Source organism: Pacificimonas sp. ICDLI1SI03 (genome assembly GCF_054740865.1).
Window position 1 is genome coordinate 874,936 of record NZ_JBSQAU010000001.1, and the last position, 14,708, is coordinate 889,643.

General features: G+C 61.5%; 14 protein-coding genes and 2 tRNA genes. 3 read left to right on the plus strand and 13 right to left on the minus strand.

All coding sequences use genetic code 11. The annotated features are described in order from the left end of the window. Window positions 1-38: 38 nt before the first annotated feature. The 3 genes from ntrC to dusB are packed head-to-tail and all read right to left on the minus strand — an operon-like array spanning window position 39 to window position 3,570. Entirely contained in the window at window positions 39-1,466 is a 1,428-nt protein-coding gene (gene ntrC, locus ACSMXM_RS04165; protein ID WP_460314212.1) for a nitrogen regulation protein NR(I), read from the minus strand. Continuing rightward, window positions 1,463-2,539, minus strand: coding sequence for a two-component system sensor histidine kinase NtrB (locus ACSMXM_RS04170; protein WP_460314214.1), 1,077 nt, complete (start codon window positions 2,537-2,539; stop codon window positions 1,463-1,465). Before ACSMXM_RS04170 ends, ntrC begins: the two co-directional genes overlap by 4 nt. Before the next feature lie 8 nt (window positions 2,540-2,547). Next, entirely contained in the window at window positions 2,548-3,570 is a 1,023-nt protein-coding gene (gene dusB / locus ACSMXM_RS04175; RefSeq protein ID WP_460314216.1) for a tRNA dihydrouridine synthase DusB, read from the minus strand. An 83-nt stretch (window positions 3,571-3,653) separates the two neighbouring features. On the opposite strand from dusB, the gene ACSMXM_RS04180 reads away from it, so the two are divergent. Together ACSMXM_RS04180 and ACSMXM_RS04185 are read left to right on the plus strand one after the other, a co-directional pair. Beyond that, the gene (locus ACSMXM_RS04180) at window positions 3,654-4,781 is read left to right on the plus strand and encodes a bifunctional 2-C-methyl-D-erythritol 4-phosphate cytidylyltransferase/2-C-methyl-D-erythritol 2,4-cyclodiphosphate synthase (RefSeq protein WP_460314217.1); all 1,128 of its coding nucleotides are present in this window, start codon (window positions 3,654-3,656) and stop codon (window positions 4,779-4,781) included. Window positions 4,782-4,806: 25 nt separating this feature from the next. Beyond that, a complete protein-coding gene (locus ACSMXM_RS04185) occupies window positions 4,807-5,334 on the plus strand; it encodes a CinA family protein (RefSeq protein ID WP_460314219.1) in 528 nt (175 codons plus the stop codon). On the opposite strand, the gene ACSMXM_RS04190 is transcribed toward ACSMXM_RS04185, so the two are convergent. The 6 genes from ACSMXM_RS04190 to ACSMXM_RS04215 all read right to left on the minus strand — a co-directional run bounded on the left by ACSMXM_RS04190 (window position 5,265) and on the right by ACSMXM_RS04215 (window position 9,176). Next, window positions 5,265-5,756, minus strand: a complete 492-nt coding sequence (locus ACSMXM_RS04190) for a type II toxin-antitoxin system RatA family toxin (protein WP_460314221.1) — start codon at window positions 5,754-5,756, stop codon at window positions 5,265-5,267. The two genes, ACSMXM_RS04185 and ACSMXM_RS04190, sit on opposite strands and share 70 nt — an antisense overlap. A gap of 108 nt (window positions 5,757-5,864) precedes the next feature. Continuing rightward, a tRNA-Arg gene (locus ACSMXM_RS04195) sits at window positions 5,865-5,941 on the minus strand. A 100-nt stretch (window positions 5,942-6,041) separates the two neighbouring features. Further along, entirely contained in the window at window positions 6,042-6,845 is an 804-nt protein-coding gene (locus ACSMXM_RS04200; RefSeq protein ID WP_460314223.1) for an NUDIX hydrolase, read from the minus strand. A gap of 67 nt (window positions 6,846-6,912) precedes the next feature. After that, window positions 6,913-6,987: transfer RNA gene (locus ACSMXM_RS04205), tRNA-Ile, on the minus strand. Window positions 6,988-7,007: 20 nt separating this feature from the next. After that, window positions 7,008-8,051 (minus strand): polysaccharide deacetylase family protein, encoded by a 1,044-nt coding sequence (locus ACSMXM_RS04210; RefSeq protein ID WP_460314225.1) that lies wholly within the window; start codon window positions 8,049-8,051, stop codon window positions 7,008-7,010. Window positions 8,052-8,069: 18 nt separating this feature from the next. Continuing rightward, window positions 8,070-9,176 carry a polysaccharide biosynthesis/export family protein gene (locus tag ACSMXM_RS04215; RefSeq protein ID WP_460314227.1) on the minus strand — a complete coding sequence of 369 codons (1,107 nt, stop codon included), beginning with the start codon at window positions 9,174-9,176 and terminating at the stop codon, window positions 8,070-8,072. Between the two features lie 30 nt (window positions 9,177-9,206). Between ACSMXM_RS04215 and ACSMXM_RS04220 the strand changes: the two genes are divergently transcribed. After that, complete coding sequence (locus ACSMXM_RS04220; RefSeq protein WP_460314229.1) at window positions 9,207-9,863, plus strand: ABC transporter ATP-binding protein; 657 nt, start codon at window positions 9,207-9,209, stop codon at window positions 9,861-9,863. Window positions 9,864-9,900: 37 nt separating this feature from the next. Here ACSMXM_RS04220 and kdsA read toward each other — a convergent pair whose 3' ends face one another. From kdsA to ACSMXM_RS04240, 4 genes are read right to left on the minus strand one after another with little or no spacing between them, the layout of a single operon-like run. Next, window positions 9,901-10,737, minus strand: a complete 837-nt coding sequence (kdsA, locus tag ACSMXM_RS04225) for a 3-deoxy-8-phosphooctulonate synthase (protein ID WP_460314231.1) — start codon at window positions 10,735-10,737, stop codon at window positions 9,901-9,903. Further along, window positions 10,737-11,588 (minus strand): 3-deoxy-manno-octulosonate cytidylyltransferase, encoded by an 852-nt coding sequence (locus ACSMXM_RS04230; protein ID WP_460314233.1) that lies wholly within the window; start codon window positions 11,586-11,588, stop codon window positions 10,737-10,739. The genes kdsA and ACSMXM_RS04230 overlap by 1 nt, the downstream gene beginning before the upstream one ends. 5 nt (window positions 11,589-11,593) lie before the next feature. Continuing rightward, window positions 11,594-12,892 carry an HlyD family type I secretion periplasmic adaptor subunit gene (locus ACSMXM_RS04235; RefSeq protein WP_460314234.1) on the minus strand — a complete coding sequence of 433 codons (1,299 nt, stop codon included), beginning with the start codon at window positions 12,890-12,892 and terminating at the stop codon, window positions 11,594-11,596. Beyond that, complete coding sequence (locus ACSMXM_RS04240) at window positions 12,892-14,706, minus strand: type I secretion system permease/ATPase (protein WP_460316354.1); 1,815 nt, start codon at window positions 14,704-14,706, stop codon at window positions 12,892-12,894. Before ACSMXM_RS04240 ends, ACSMXM_RS04235 begins: the two co-directional genes overlap by 1 nt. Window positions 14,707-14,708: the final 2 nt, after the last annotated feature.

The following is a 14,708-nucleotide window of genomic DNA, read 5'->3' on the forward strand; positions in this document are numbered from 1 at the left end:
TGGCGACCACGCGATGAGGGAATCGCGCTCTGGACTCGTCAGCCACGGTCTCGGAAGTCCAAAGCCTCTATCTTGCGACTTTCCAGCCTGCTTCTCAGCGTGTTACGATTCATACCCAGGAGCGCGGCGGCCTTGATCTGATTACCCCCGGTGGCGGCAAGCGCAGCGCGCAATATGGGTGGCTCGACCTCTGCCATGATCGCTTCGTAAAGCCCCCCCTCCCCGCTTGCGACGAGGCGGGCAGCTTCCGTTTCTACCGCCAGGGCGAGGCCCTGCGCCTCTCCCTGAGTTGGTGTGCTGACCCTCATGCCCTCCATGGCCTGCCGGACAGCCGCAGTGCCAACCACATCCTCGCGGGCGAGTGCGGCCATCCTGCGAACGATATTTTGAAGCTCGCGCACGTTTCCGGGCCAGTCATGGGCGGCAAGCTGATCGATTGCCGGCTGACTGAGTTTCTTCTCTGGCAGGCCTTCCGCCGCCGCCAGCTTCAGGAAATGCGCGGACAGTTCGGCAATATCGTCCTTGCGCGCGCGTAGCGGTGGCAGCGCGATGGGAACGACGTTCAGGCGGTAATATAGGTCCTCGCGAAACTCACCTGCCTCTATCGCCCCTTCAAGGTTTTGGTGTGTCGCGCAAATGATGCGAACATCCGTCTTGATCGTTCGCGCGCCGCCAACCGTCGTGAATTCACCGGACTGTAGTACACGAAGCAGACGCGTCTGCGCCTCGAAAGGCATGTCGCCGATTTCGTCGAGAAACAGGGTTCCGCCCTGCGCCTGTTCGAAACGGCCAGTAGAGCGGGCCTGTGCGCCGGTGAAGGCACCACGTTCATGGCCGAATAATTCCGTTTCAATCAGATCGCGTGGAATGGCAGCCATGTTGACGGCGGTGAACGGACCCGTGCGACGATGTCCGAGATCGTGGATCGCGTGCGCGACAAGCTCTTTACCGGTTCCGGATTCACCGAGAATCATAACGGTCAGCTCGGTGGGAACGACCCGCGCAATCAGCCTATAGACATCCTGCATCGCTTGACTGCGACCGATTAGGGGGAGCCCGTCGCCGGCGGCCGGTGGCTGCGCAAGGGGCTCATTGCCGCTACGCTGAAGTGCGCTCTCAACGGCTGCGGTTAACTCATTCAGATCGAATGGCTTTGGTAGATATTCGAAAGCGCCTTGCTCGGTTGCGCGCACTGCTGTCGCAAGCGTATTCTGCGCGCTGACCACAATTACCGGGAGTTGGGGCCGCCGCGCGAGGAGAGCAGGCAAGCTGTCCAGCCCGTCCCCATCGGGCAAACGCACGTCTGTAATAACGACATCACCGATGCCGTCGTCCATCAGGCGCGCGAGGCCGGCCAGCGTATCGGTGGTACGAACCTCATGACCCGCGCGCTGCAGGGCCTGGCGCACCACCGTGCGGATGGCGGCGTCATCATCGGCGACGACGATGGTGGCGGCCGTCCTCATGACGGCGGCGCCATAGGCAGCAATACGCGCATTATCGTACGGCCCTCCCGCTCGTCTCGTTCATATTCCACGTGCCCCTGATGGTCGGAGGCGATCTTCGCGACAAGTGCGAGGCCCAGGCCGCCAAGCCCCCTCTTGGACGAAACAAATGCATCGAACATATCCTCGACAATGTCGGCGGGAGCGCCCGGGCCATTGTCGATAACGCACACCTCTATGGGAACCTTCACCCGCCCCCTTCCGCCCGGTACGCCGATTTTCAGGCCATGCCGATAGGCAGTGGTCAGGGTGACGGTGCCGCCCTTGCCTGCGGCCTCCTGCGCGTTCTTCACAAGGTTCAGGAATAGTTGAACTAGGGCGTCGCGATCGGCCGCAACGGGCGGCAGGGATGGATCGTAGCTTTCGGCGATCTGGATGCCATCCGCCTGCGCAAGCTTGCGTACATGGCTGAGGATCGAGTGGATATTTTCGCGCCCCAAAATTGGCGGCCGGGGATCTGTGAATCGTTCCATGCGCCCAATGAGAGCGGAAATCCGGTCGACCTCTGAAATGATAAGGTCCGACAGTTCATCGCGATCCTCTCCGCCCAGCAATTGCGCCGCGCCGCGTATGCCCGACAGGGGATTTTTGATCTCATGCGCAAGCATGGCTGCCAGCGCGGCTGCTGACCGGGCGGCACCTCGATTGTCGGACTGCCGTTCGACGAGTGCGGCGACCGAGCGCCGTTGAAAGGCCAGGGTCATATGATTGCTTTCCCCCGTAACGGGAGAGATCAGAACGTCGGCGACGAAGGAAGGCGCGTCGATCAGGGCAATGCTGACATCATAGGCGCTGATGCCGTTAAGGTGGGTCGACGCTTCATGCAGCAGCGCCCGCACCGGGCTGTCCGCAGGTAGCAAGCCGGCCCACCCTTTCGTCGCCAAGGCGTCTTCCGATCGGCTGAACAACATTTCCGCCGCCGGATTAGCCTGAATTGGGTGACCGGAACGGTCCACCAGAATGATGGGGATCTGAAGGGCGTTTAACAGTTCCGCCGGCAAGGGCACTGCGCGTCGGCGGAAGCGCAGCGGCACGCGTACGCTCATGCAGCGAGGGCGTTCGGTGCGTAATCGTCGCCGGCATCAAGCCGCGCGGAATAGAAATCCGACATCATCGCCTTGACGGTCGAGGAATCGGGTTCCTGGTTGACCTTGTTGCGAAATTCCGCCGATCCGGTCAGGCCTTTTGTGTACCAGCCAATATGCTTGCGGAACATGTTGACCCCATTCATCTCGCCATATTGCTCTAGAACAAGGTCGTAATGCTCGCAGATCAGTTCATATTGTTCAGCAAGGGTGGGGTCCGGCACTTTCGCACGACCGGATAATGCCGCCATCACCTGATTGAGCAGCCAGGGCTTTCCATAGCATCCGCGCCCGATCATCACAGCGTCGGCACCGGATTCCTGAAGCGCGGTTCGCGCATCCTCGACCGAACAAATGTCGCCGTTTACAACGACGGGAACGCTGGTCGCCTCCTTCACGCTGCGCACAAAGGACCAATCGGCAGAGCCCTTGTACATCTGACAACGGGTGCGGCCGTGAATCGTGATCAGCTTGATGCCCAGCGATTCCGCCTTCGCCGCCAGTTCTGGCGCGTTCAGATGATTATGGTCCCATCCCATGCGCATCTTCAACGTCACCGGCAAGTTCACGGCGTTTACCGTTGCCTCCATCAGGCGTGCGGCAAGGTCGGGTTCGCGCATCAGGGCGGACCCGGCGTGTCCGTTGACGATTTTCTTCACCGGACAGCCCATGTTGATGTCGATGATCGCGGCGCCGCGCTGTTCGTTCAGCTTTGCCGCCTCTGCCATCACCGCAGGCTCGCATCCCGCCAGCTGCATTGACACAGGATTCTCGATGGGATCCCAGGCGACCTGCTGCAACGACCGGCGGGTCTCACGAACCGCTGCCTGGCTCGCCAGCATTTCTGTCACCGTCAAACCGGCACCGTAACGCTTCACAAGTTTTCGAAACGGCCCATCGGTCACACCCGTCATGGGGGCGAGAATGACCGGCTGCTCGATCCGGACAGGACCGACATCTATCGGATTCAATTCAGGCATATTGCTATCGTGCATAATAAGTCGGCAACATAGGGCGCACAGGGGGTGTTCGGCAAGAAGGCGTGGCAGTAAGGGGCGCTGCGATGAAAACCGTCGCCCTGATCGTTGCCGCCGGTAGCGGCGCCCGTGCCGGCGACGGCCCGCCGAAACAATATCGACTTTTGTCAGGAAAGCCCGTGCTCCGCTGGTCGGTTGAACGGCTGGCAGCTCATCCCGCCATTGATGAAGTCCGGGTCGTCATCGGATCGGACCAGCGCGACGCATATGATGCCGCGGTCGGCGATTTGTCGCTCGGCGAGCCTGTCATCGGCGCGGCCACCCGCCAGGACTCGGTCCTCGCCGGCCTTCAGGCGATTGGCGCGGCCGACCGGGTTCTGGTCCATGACGCGGCGCGACCGCTGGTGACCGCGCCTGTTATCGACCGCTTGCTCGCCGCGCTTGACGAACATGACGGAGCCGTCCCCTCCCTCCCCGTGGTCGACAGCCTGAGAAGGGGAGAAATCACCGTAGAGGCAGAGGTAGATCGAGAAGGCCTGCACCGCGTACAGACGCCGCAGGCATTTCGCTTCGCCCCTCTTCTCGCCGCGCACAGAGACGCACCTGCGGGGGCAACGGACGATGCAGAGATTGCGCGCGGCGCCGGCATGTCGATCGCTCTCGTCAAAGGCGACGAGCAGCTCTTCAAGCTGACCTATCCAGATGATTTTTCCCGCGCCGAACGCATGCTGGGCGCCGCCGGGTTTCGGACCGGCATGGGGTTCGACGTGCACAGGTTCGCCCCGGGCGATCATGTTTGGCTCTGCGGCGTCGAAATTGCCCACGATCACAGCCTTGCCGGTCACAGCGATGCCGATGTCGCGCTCCATGCGCTGACCGACGCGCTGTTGGGGACGATTGGCGAAGGAGATATTGGTGACCATTTTCCACCCACCGATGAAAAATGGCGGGGCGCCCCGTCGCACAGGTTTCTCTCGCATGCGCGTGACCTGGTTACCGCAGCAGGGGGAACGGTGGAGCACATCGACGTGACCATCATTTGCGAACGACCCAAAGTAGGCCCGCACCGCCTTGCCATGAAGCGCCGCCTCGCCGAGATCTTGCGGCTGCCAATGGACAGGATTAGCGTGAAGGCGACCACCACCGAACAGCTTGGCTTCACCGGCCGTGGCGAAGGTATCGCCGCGCAGGCCGTCGCGACAATCAGGATTTAGGTTCACCACCTGAGGAGACGAACGGATGGAATTATTTCCAAGCGATCTGACCGATCTCGCACGAAAGGTCATTGAGGAAAACCGGGCCGCCGGAAAGCTGATTGCGCTTGCGGAGAGCTGCACCGGGGGGCTGGTGTCGGGCGTCCTTACCGAAATTCCCGGCAGTTCGGACGTCGTGGGTCGCGGATTTGTTACCTATTCCAACGATGCAAAGCGCGAATTGCTGGGTGTGCACGAGGATGTGCTGGAAACCTTCGGCGCGGTTTCCGTCGCCACCGCATGGGCCATGGCGCTCGGCGCGCTGGAGCGCAGCCATGCCGACGTGGCAGTCGCCGTGACAGGCATTGCCGGCCCCGGCGGGGGAAGCGAGCAAAAGCCTGTCGGCACAGTCGTCTTTGCGCGCGCGCGACGCGGAGAGGACCCGGAACAGGTCGTGGCGGACACCAAGATATTCGCCGATGAGGGACGCACTGCCGTCCGGCTTCAGGCGGTCCGTTGCGCGCTGGAACTATTATTGCCGGATGCGCCCGCCCCGGCATCGGACGGCCCGTAAATTTGGGCGGCGCGCTTTTCAAAGGCTGTCACCATACGGCGAAACGCCTCGTGAAAGAATGTACCGGCCAATCGTTCGAAAAGTTTTTGCCGAAATTCGAAATCGACGCAGAAGTGCACATCGGTTCCGCCCTTTCCGTCGGGCTCGAACCGCCAGTCATTCTTTAGATATTTCAGAGGCCCATCCAGATAATCGACATGCAGCGATTGCGGTCGATCAAGCCGTACGCGGCTGGTGAAGGTCTCCCGCACCATCCGAAACCCGACGATCATGTCGGCGACCAGTTCGGTATCCGTGCGCGACTTCACACGGGTCGCCACGACCCAGGGCAAGAACTCGGCATAGCTTCCCACGTCCGCCACCAGGTCGAACATCTGGTGCGGGGTCCATGGCAGGTTTCGCGTTTCGGTATGTCGCGGCATGATGTCCTTCTACTTCGGCGGCGCTCGTTCGTGCTTCAGAGAGCGCAGAGATAGGTGCGACGCCCCGCCTTGCCCACCATTTTCAGAATCGCTCGAAAGCGCGGCGGGTGGTGACCCCGGCAGGATTCGAACCTGCGACATTCAGATTAGAAGTCTGACGCTCTATCCAGCTGAGCTACGGGGCCGTTTCCGCATGCCTACTGAATCGAGGCTGGCCGCATGTCAACGTGGCAAGGGACTCGGGCCTCGCGAAAGACATTCGCCGTATCTATGACGGAAGCAGCCTTAACCGCGTCTTGCCTTTTTCAGAAGCTCGCTCGTTACCGGATAGCCTAGCCCATCTGGAATGCAAAGATGCGGCAGTCCATCGATGTCACGAATTTCTGGCGAGATCAGGCGGATGGCCGTTGCTTCGGCATGCGCGAACAAAGAATCCACATCGCTAAACTGAGCAAGCCGTTCCAGATTCCGATGGGTTGGAAAGACGACCTTGCCATCACCGCGGGCGGCGCTTTCCAAGGCATCCGTTGCCGTGGTCCAGAGACTGGTGACCGCTTCCGTCCCGTCATGTCCAGCCACCAGTTCGCCGGTCGCGCGCGCCAGATAGAAGCGGGTGTCATAACGGACCGTCTCGAAACGCACAGGCGGACACCAGCGCGACCACGGTGTCAGACGATCTAGATCTATGCTGTGGCCGAGCCTTCGCAGGAATTCGCCGAAATCGAGGCTGCGATTGGCAATGCGCGGGGCTGCGTCCGCGAGCATATCCGGCTCAATGGCGGGGCCGCTCGTCAACAGCACGCCGGCCTCTTCGAAACATTCCCGCACCGCTGCCACACGCGCGGACGCGTCGGCGGGATCCAGCATTGCGGAAGGGTCCGCCGCGCGGGCGAGTCGCTCATCCGCCGGGTCCACCTTGCCGCCGGGAAAAACCATCATCCCCGCCGCAAAGCCCATGGTGTTCGCCCGCTTCTGCATGAAGACCAGTGGCGGACCGGCGGAATTTTCCTTCACCAGCACCAAGGTTGCCGCAGCCATGGCTGGATTTTTCGGATTCTGGGGATGCGCCGGATGCGAAAGATCGTCCATGCCCCCGGTCATGGGGTGGCGGCGGGCAATTGCCAAGCCGTCTATTTAGTTTCCCGCATCATCCCGCTGGTGGGCCCGGAGGGACTCGAACCCCCAACCGAGCCGTTATGAGCGGCCTGCTCTACCATTGAGCTACAGGCCCCACCCGCGAGATAGCGGCGCTTAGCCTGCCGGTTTCCTCGCTTCAACCGCGGGAAGATCGCGGACCGATTCGGCGGCAGCAATAACTTCTTCGCAGGACACCGGTTTGACCCCCCGCCGCTGTAGCGTCCCGAGAACCATGTCGAACCAGTTGAAGAATCTCGACAGGTCTTCCGCATCGCGAACATAGGGCGTGTGCCCGGGCTCCACGGACGGAGAGTGAAAACTGATGGAAATCACCGGGACGCCCTGGTCCAGCATCTGTTCGACCGCCTGCACGGCGTCCCCTGCGGGAATCCCTTCTGGCGTGAGGGCAATGCGGCTGAGCAAGCCGCCCCGGGAGAGGATGCCGTTCAGATGCGGGATGCGACTGGCGAAGCGAAAGGCTGACTCGCCGAACCCGCGAAAACCGCCGGTGAACGCGCTGGACAATGGCAATTCCAGCAAACGCTGCTCAGGCCCGGTCCAATACGGCGTAGGTTGAATGCGGCGAAAACAGGGTCCGCCCTCTTCCGTATAGTCAAAATAGGGCCGCACCGACACGTCCATACGGTACCCGAATTCGTCCAGCAGCGCCTCTGTATTCGGGCCAACGCCATATCGACCGGCGCGATAGACAAACGGGCGTTCGCCAAAGCCCGCCGCGATCGCGTCACTCAGGGCCTTCATTTTGGCGCGTTCTACGGAGCGCGGCAGGTTGCCTGGAAAGCTGTTCTTCTCGACCACCTGTTCGATAAAGGGGGGATTGACCCAGGGGTGCAACTGGGCGCCAATCGTCGCGCCCCCCTCATCCTGAAATCTGCGAAGAACCTCAATGGCGTCGGGGTCGGTCGCCACAGGATAATCGACCAGATAAGCGGGCTTTGCGCCATAGCCGCGCATCAGTTCATGGATAGCGGGCAGGGCGCGGACGGCCTTCACGTCTGTCGCATCGCGCCGCCGCGGCTGCGACCAGTCAAATTCCTCCTCCGTATCCACAAAGATCAGGAATCTCTGGCCAAAATCTTCTGAGAACCGGACATATTGTTCGGGGCGCGGAGCAAACATGGCAGGATGGTAGCTCATGGCCTCTTAACGAATACCCTACCTGGTGATTTCACGAATGGTAAAAACTGGCGTGAACAACCGATTGATGACATCGACCAACTTCGACGGACGGTTCGCGCTGGCAGTAGCCACATAAATCAGATCCTTGTCACGCATAAAAAACCGCTGCGCGAGGAAGTAACCGGACGGACGCAGCAGGTCCACTCGATAGATGGCTGGCCCTGCCGGATCGTCACGGAATACGAACACTGCGCTGGGGTCCGCTATGGCCTCGGACGGCCCGCCTGCACGTGCTACCGCCTCTGCAAGCGTAACGGTTTCGGTCTCGAAGGGGATTTCGCGAACGCTGTTCAGTCCTCCAAAGGCGGTCAGGGATCGCCGGTCGGGCAGCAATTCAATCCGGTCGCCCGGCATCAGGCGCAGGTCGGCGGTCGAGCCGCTGGAAAGGGCGGAAAGCGGAACTTCGACGGTTTCATTGTTTCTGGTAAACCGCAGGCGCACTTGTTCCGCCGGCGCGGTGGGGGCACCCGTTAGTGCCAGTGCATCCGACAATGTTTCTGCCGCAGCCGACAGATCCAGGCGGCCGGGCCGACCCACGAGACCCGAGATCATTACCGTATTCGTCAAATTGCGGCTGATCGTTACCTGAGCCTGCGGCTCCTGGCTCAGGCCGCGATATGCCGCTTCTATCTCTTTCGCCGCCTCTGGCTGTGTCAGTCCTCCAACTTTTATCTCTCCAGCAAAGGGCAGCGGGATAGTGCCGTCGGCGGCTACTTCCAGCGCCCCCAGCGGGCGCGCCTTCGCGGACGAATCGAAACCTGCTGCCGGAATCCCCTCCTGGCGGGAAAACAGCGCAGCGCCCACTTCGTACAATGTCACCTGCAATATATCGCCTTGGCCGATCCGTTGCGGCCCAGGCTGACCAGCCGCCAGCGCTGCGAGCGAGGATAAGTCGGCGGCCCTGTCGGGCGGGGGTGGCATAGTTGCCGTATCGAGGTCGATGATGCGATAACCGATGCTGGCTGCAGCAGCGGCTTCTTCGTCCAGGACCTCCTTCGCGGTGGGTCCGGCCGTTGGCATGGTGGCGCATGCCCCCAGCAGCAAGGCTGTAACAAGAAGGAGGGGGCGTGCGGGAATGGTCATTTTCAGTGTCCGGCCCTAAACCTGCCTACGATGATTCGGCTACAGAATGTCACCAAGGGCTACCGGCTTCGGGGCTTTAACAAGTCCGTTTTGGCGGGCGTCGATTTGCTCGTGCAGCCCGGCGAGGCAATCGGCATCTTAGGCGCGAATGGCGCAGGAAAGTCCACGCTGATGCGCATCATGGGCGGGGTTGAGCGACCTAGCTCGGGCACCGTGGAAAGGACCATGTCCGTCAGCTGGCCCCTCGGCTACGGCTCCTGCTTTCAATCCAGCCTGACGGGCGCAGACAATGCGCGCTTCATCGCCCGCATCTATCGCAAGGATCCCGACGCCCTGATCCGGTTCGTCGAGAATTTCGCGGAATTGGGTCCGTTCATGCGCCAACCCGTAAAAACCTATTCCGCCGGCATGAGCGCCCGGCTGGCATTCGGCATCAGCCTGGCCATCGACTTCGATTGCTATCTGGTCGATGAAATCACTGCAGCGGGCGATGCGCGTTTTCGCGAACGCAGCCACGCGGCGTTGACGGAGCGGTCACAGAACCGCACCCTGATCATGATCAGCCATGACCCGGAGACGCTTCGAACCTATTGCCGCACGGGCGCGGTTCTGGATGGCGGGCGGCTGCATCAATTCGACAATGTCGACGAGGCCATTGAACGGCATTTGCATCTTCAAGGCGCCTGACCCAATTGCCGTTCCGAGCGTCGGCAATCGCTGCAAATCAGCCGTCTTGGTCGAGCGGTTCCGCCTTCACCATCCCGTCGATATCCATCAGCCGCTTCATCAGATCCTCCAACCTGTCCAGCGGCCAGCTATTGGGACCGTCGGACAGCGCAGCATCGGGATCGGGATGCGTTTCAAGAAAAAGCCCGCTGATGCCAGCGGCAACGGCCGCCCGCGCCAGAACGGGTACAGTATTCCGGTCGCCGCCTGATTTCGTTCCTAGAGCTCCCGGCTGCTGGGCGGAATGTGTCGCGTCAAATATGACCGGACAACCGGACGCCCGCATGGCAACGAGCCCCCGCATATCGACCACCAGGTTATTATAGCCGAAGGCCGTGCCCCGTTCCGTCAACATCAGCGCGGCATCTTCGCCGCCCGCAGCACGTGCCTTTGCCACCAGAGGTATGGTGTCAGCCGGCGCCATGAACTGGGCCTTCTTAATATTTACCGGTTTTCCGCTTGCCGCCGCCGCCTCGATCAGGTTCGTCTGACGTGAAAGAAATGCAGGAATTTGCAGAACATCCACTATTTCTGCCGCCGCCGATACCTGATGCACCTCGTGCACATCGGTCAGTACGGGTAGGCCGCAATTCGCCCGCACCCGCTGCAAGATGCGCAGCCCCTCCTCCAGCCCCGGCCCGCGGAAGCTGTCATGCGCGGTGCGGTTCGCCTTGTCGAAACTGGATTTGTAAATGGCGAAGATACCCAGCCGCTCGGCAATAGCGGCGATTTCATCCCCGGTTTTCAGCGCCTGGCTCTCGCTCTCGATGACGCAGGGGCCGGAAATCAGAAAGAGCGGTCGCGATAGCCCGACATTCCTGCCGCAAAGTTGCATTATGAAATTCCTCGCACCTTAAGCGCGGCTTCGACCAGAGGGACGTCGTGGGGATTGTTGACCTCCCAGAAATCATCCTGTGGCTCGATATCGAGAATGTCGACGCGCGTTCCAGCATTCAGGAACCGCAATTGTTCCAACCCCTCGGCGCCCTCCATTGGGGGAATAGGCAAGTCAGGATATGCCGCCAATGCGGACCGCCGATATGCATAAATGCCAAGGTGTAGCCTCAGCGCGATTGAAGGATCGCTTTCAACACCGAAGGGCAGCAATCGTTTGGAGAAATAGAGCGCCCGCCCTGCGGCATCAATAACGACGGAGGTGCCCCCCACGCGCCCTTCTTCCGCGTCCGCGATCAATCGGCTGCGGACGCTGTCCGGCGCGATGAACGCCGCGCTTACCACGTCCGCTTCCGGATGGTCCGCCAGATACCGCGCAAGTCTGCAGGCGAGACCCCCAGGAGTAAGCGGCGAGTCGCCTTGCACATTGACGATGATGTCCTTGTCCGGCAGCGCAGCGAGCGCGGCCGCACAGCGTTCGGTGCCATTACGGCATGACGGTGGCGTCATCAGCACCCGGGCGCTGAAAGCCTCCGCCGTTTCCCGAATACGTGGATCGTCCGTGAGAACGCAAACGCTGTCAGCCATCCCCCCGGCTGCTGCCGCCTCCCAAGTGCGCTGGATCAGCGGTTTCGCGGCACCGGTCGCCCCTCTCAGCAACGCAAGCGGCTTTCCGGGGAAACGCTGCGACTCATATCGCGCGGGTATGAGAATTACGGCCTTCTCTGGCAGGGGGGAGAAGACGTTTTCCATGCGGCGATTCCGATCTCTCGCCTCTCGGGCGAGCGGCATTCGCCCTATTCCCTAAAGGCGCGTTGTTGCAAGCGCGTGATGGGCCGCAGAATATAGCTGCCGATGCTCCGCTTTTCACCAATCAGGCTGACGTCGGCGGTCATGCCCGGGCCGATCGGCAGTCTGCGACCGGCCTTGTCGATGATCGCCTGGGAGTCGGTCTGCACACGGACTTCATAGAAGCTTTCGCCCGAACGCTCATCAAGGGTGGCATCTGGGCTGATCGTGACGACCTCCCCGCTCAGCCCGCCATACACCGTAGGGTCATAGGCGGTGATGTTCACCTTCGCATCCTGGCCGATCGCGACCCAGCCAATGTCCTGCGGACGGATCCGTGCCATGACGACCAGCGTCTCGTCGTTCGGCACCATCTCTACAAGCGGTTCCCCTGGCCCAACGCTGCCGCCGACGGTTGTTTTCAGGACCCGGTTGATGCGGCCGTCGAGCGGCGCGCGCACAATGGCACGGTCGACACGACCCTGCAGTGCAGGGGTCGCTTGCCTCCGGGCGCTCAGATCGCTTTGCGCCTGAGCCAGTTCGGTTGCGGCGCGCGCGCGCCAGTCTTGGCGCTGCTGATTCAGGCTGGCACGGGCTTCAGCCACGGCCGCCTGAGCGCGCGTAACCCCGGCTGCTGCTGCGGCGGCGTCTGCGCGAGAGACGGCGGCGGTGTTTTCTGCCTGAATAAGGCTGAGGCGGGGCTCGATGCCCCGCTCGACCAAGGGACGAAGCAAGGATAGCTCGCTCTCAGCAGCGTTCGCAGCACTGGTCCGCGCCGCAAGCGCCGCCTCAGCTTCTGCCACGCTGCGTTCCGCCTGATTTACACGCGCCACCGCCGCATTCGTCAGGCTGGATAGGTCCGCCATTCGGCTGGCGTAGAGGGAACGTTCGATTTCCACCTGTTCGGCGAAGGAACCGCCCGTGCCACCCGGAAACACGGGATCACGGCCGGCGACCTCTCCTTCCAGGCGCGCGATCTTTGCGCGAAGGGCCTCGACGGACACCCGGTTCGAACCAAATTCGGAACCCGTCTCGACATCGTCTAGGGTGATCAGCGGGTCGCCTTGGCTCACCACCTGACCGTCTCGCACATGAATGCGCTCGATGATGCCGCCCTCAAGATTCGATATCGTCTGCAATTGCTGCGACGGGATTACCCGGCCCTGCCCCCGCACGGTGACATCGAGTTCGGTAAGCGCCGCCCAGATCATGAAGATAACCACCGCACCGGCGATGACGAACAACAGCAGGTTCGCCGCCTTTCGCGGCTGAATCCGGGATACACGGTCTTCCAGCATTCCGGGCATCAGGGCTTCATCCGCGTGGTAACCAGACCGCCGCCATTGCCAGGACGCTGGTCCGATTGTCCGGAGGTTTGGGCTACGCTGCCCTGACGTTTCCTAAGCAGCTCCATAACCTTTTCTTTCGGGCCGTCGGCCACGACCTTGCCACGATCCATCAGGATGATCCGGTCGACGAGTTTCAAGAATGGCGGTCGATGCGTGATCACGATCGTCGTGCGATCGGCAACCTCTTGCTGAATGCGTTGCAACACTTTTTCTTCGGTCTGCGCGTCCATCTGGCTCGACGGTTCGTCGAGTAGAAGGATATTCGGTCGCCCGGCAAGCGCGCGAGCAAGGCCGATGGACTGGCGCTGGCCGCCCGACAACCCCTCGCCCCGATCCGCCAGCCGGCGATCATAGCCATTCGTCACATGCTGCATGAACCCGTGGGTGCCCGCCATCTTTGCGGCGCGAAGCATCTCTTCGTCATCGATATGCTCGCGACCAAGGGTGATGTTGTCGCGAACCGTGCCGGACAACAGCACCGTTTCCTGCATCGTGGTGCCGATCTTCGTCCTCAGCGTCATGGGATCGATCTGCCGCACGTCCAGACCGTCGACCAGAACCGTCCCTTCCTCCGGCTCGTACAGGCCAAGCACAAGTTTTGCGATCGTCGACTTGCCGGAGCCTACGCGCCCCAGAACCGCGACATGTTCCCCCGCGCGGATGGTAAAGCTGACGCCGTCCAGCGCCTTTTCTACCGTATTAGGATATTTGAAGCTGACATTACGAAACTCGATATCGCCGCGCGGGTTCGCCAGCTGCAGCGCCTCGCCCGACGGCCCTTCCCGGCGTGTATTCATCAGGCCGTTGATCTGTCGATATGCCGCACGCGTGGTCGTCAGGCGCGAAAGCAGATTGGCGATCTGCGCCAGCGGTGCGACGGCACGACCGGCGAGGATTGAGCAGGCAATCAGGCCGCCCATGGACAATTCATTCTCGGCTATCCGCCCGACGCCCACAATCACGACCCCGGCATAGCTGATCATCTGCGCCGATTGACTAAGCGTAATGCCGATATTGCCGATCAGGCGCTGGCGCAGCGACGTTTCCGCATGTTCGTCGATGGCGTCGACCCAGCGCCCCGTCAGCATACGCCCGGCACCCGCGACCTTGACGGTTTCGAGGCCGCCAATGGTTTCGACGAGGACAGTCTGCTTCAGAAGCCCCTGCCCCATGCCCTTTGCGCTCAGCCGATCCATCGCCGGGTGAGTCAGATACCCAGCCAGAATGACCAACGGCACCATTGCGGCAGGAACGAAAACGACAGGTCCGCCAATGACGGCGATAACGGTGAGCGTCAGGAGAATGAACGGCACATCGACGATTGCCGTCACGGTGGCGCTGGCGAAAAAGTCGCGCAAGGTTTCCAACTCGCGCATCAAACCGGCAAGGGCACCTGTCGACCCCCGCTTCGCGTCCAGACGAACGGAGAGCAATTGTTCGAAAACCCGGCTGCCGACGTCGCGGTCGATACTGGCGCCGGCAAGATCGGTGAAATAGCTTCTCAGCAGTTTCAATATGAAATCGAAAATAATGACGATGCCAAGGCCGATCGAAAGCGCGATCAGCGAATCGACCGCATTGTTCGGCACCACGCGGTCGTAAACCACCATCGTAAACAGGCTGGAGGCGAGTGCAAAAATATTGATGAACACCGCAGCGAGCGCGACGCGGTGATAGACCGAGCGGTTCTCACGCATCGGCTCCATCAGCCAGTCGGCGAACCGCGGCGGTTTTGCCGTGAATTCCATGTCGGCAGACGCGGCCGTTTGCATGC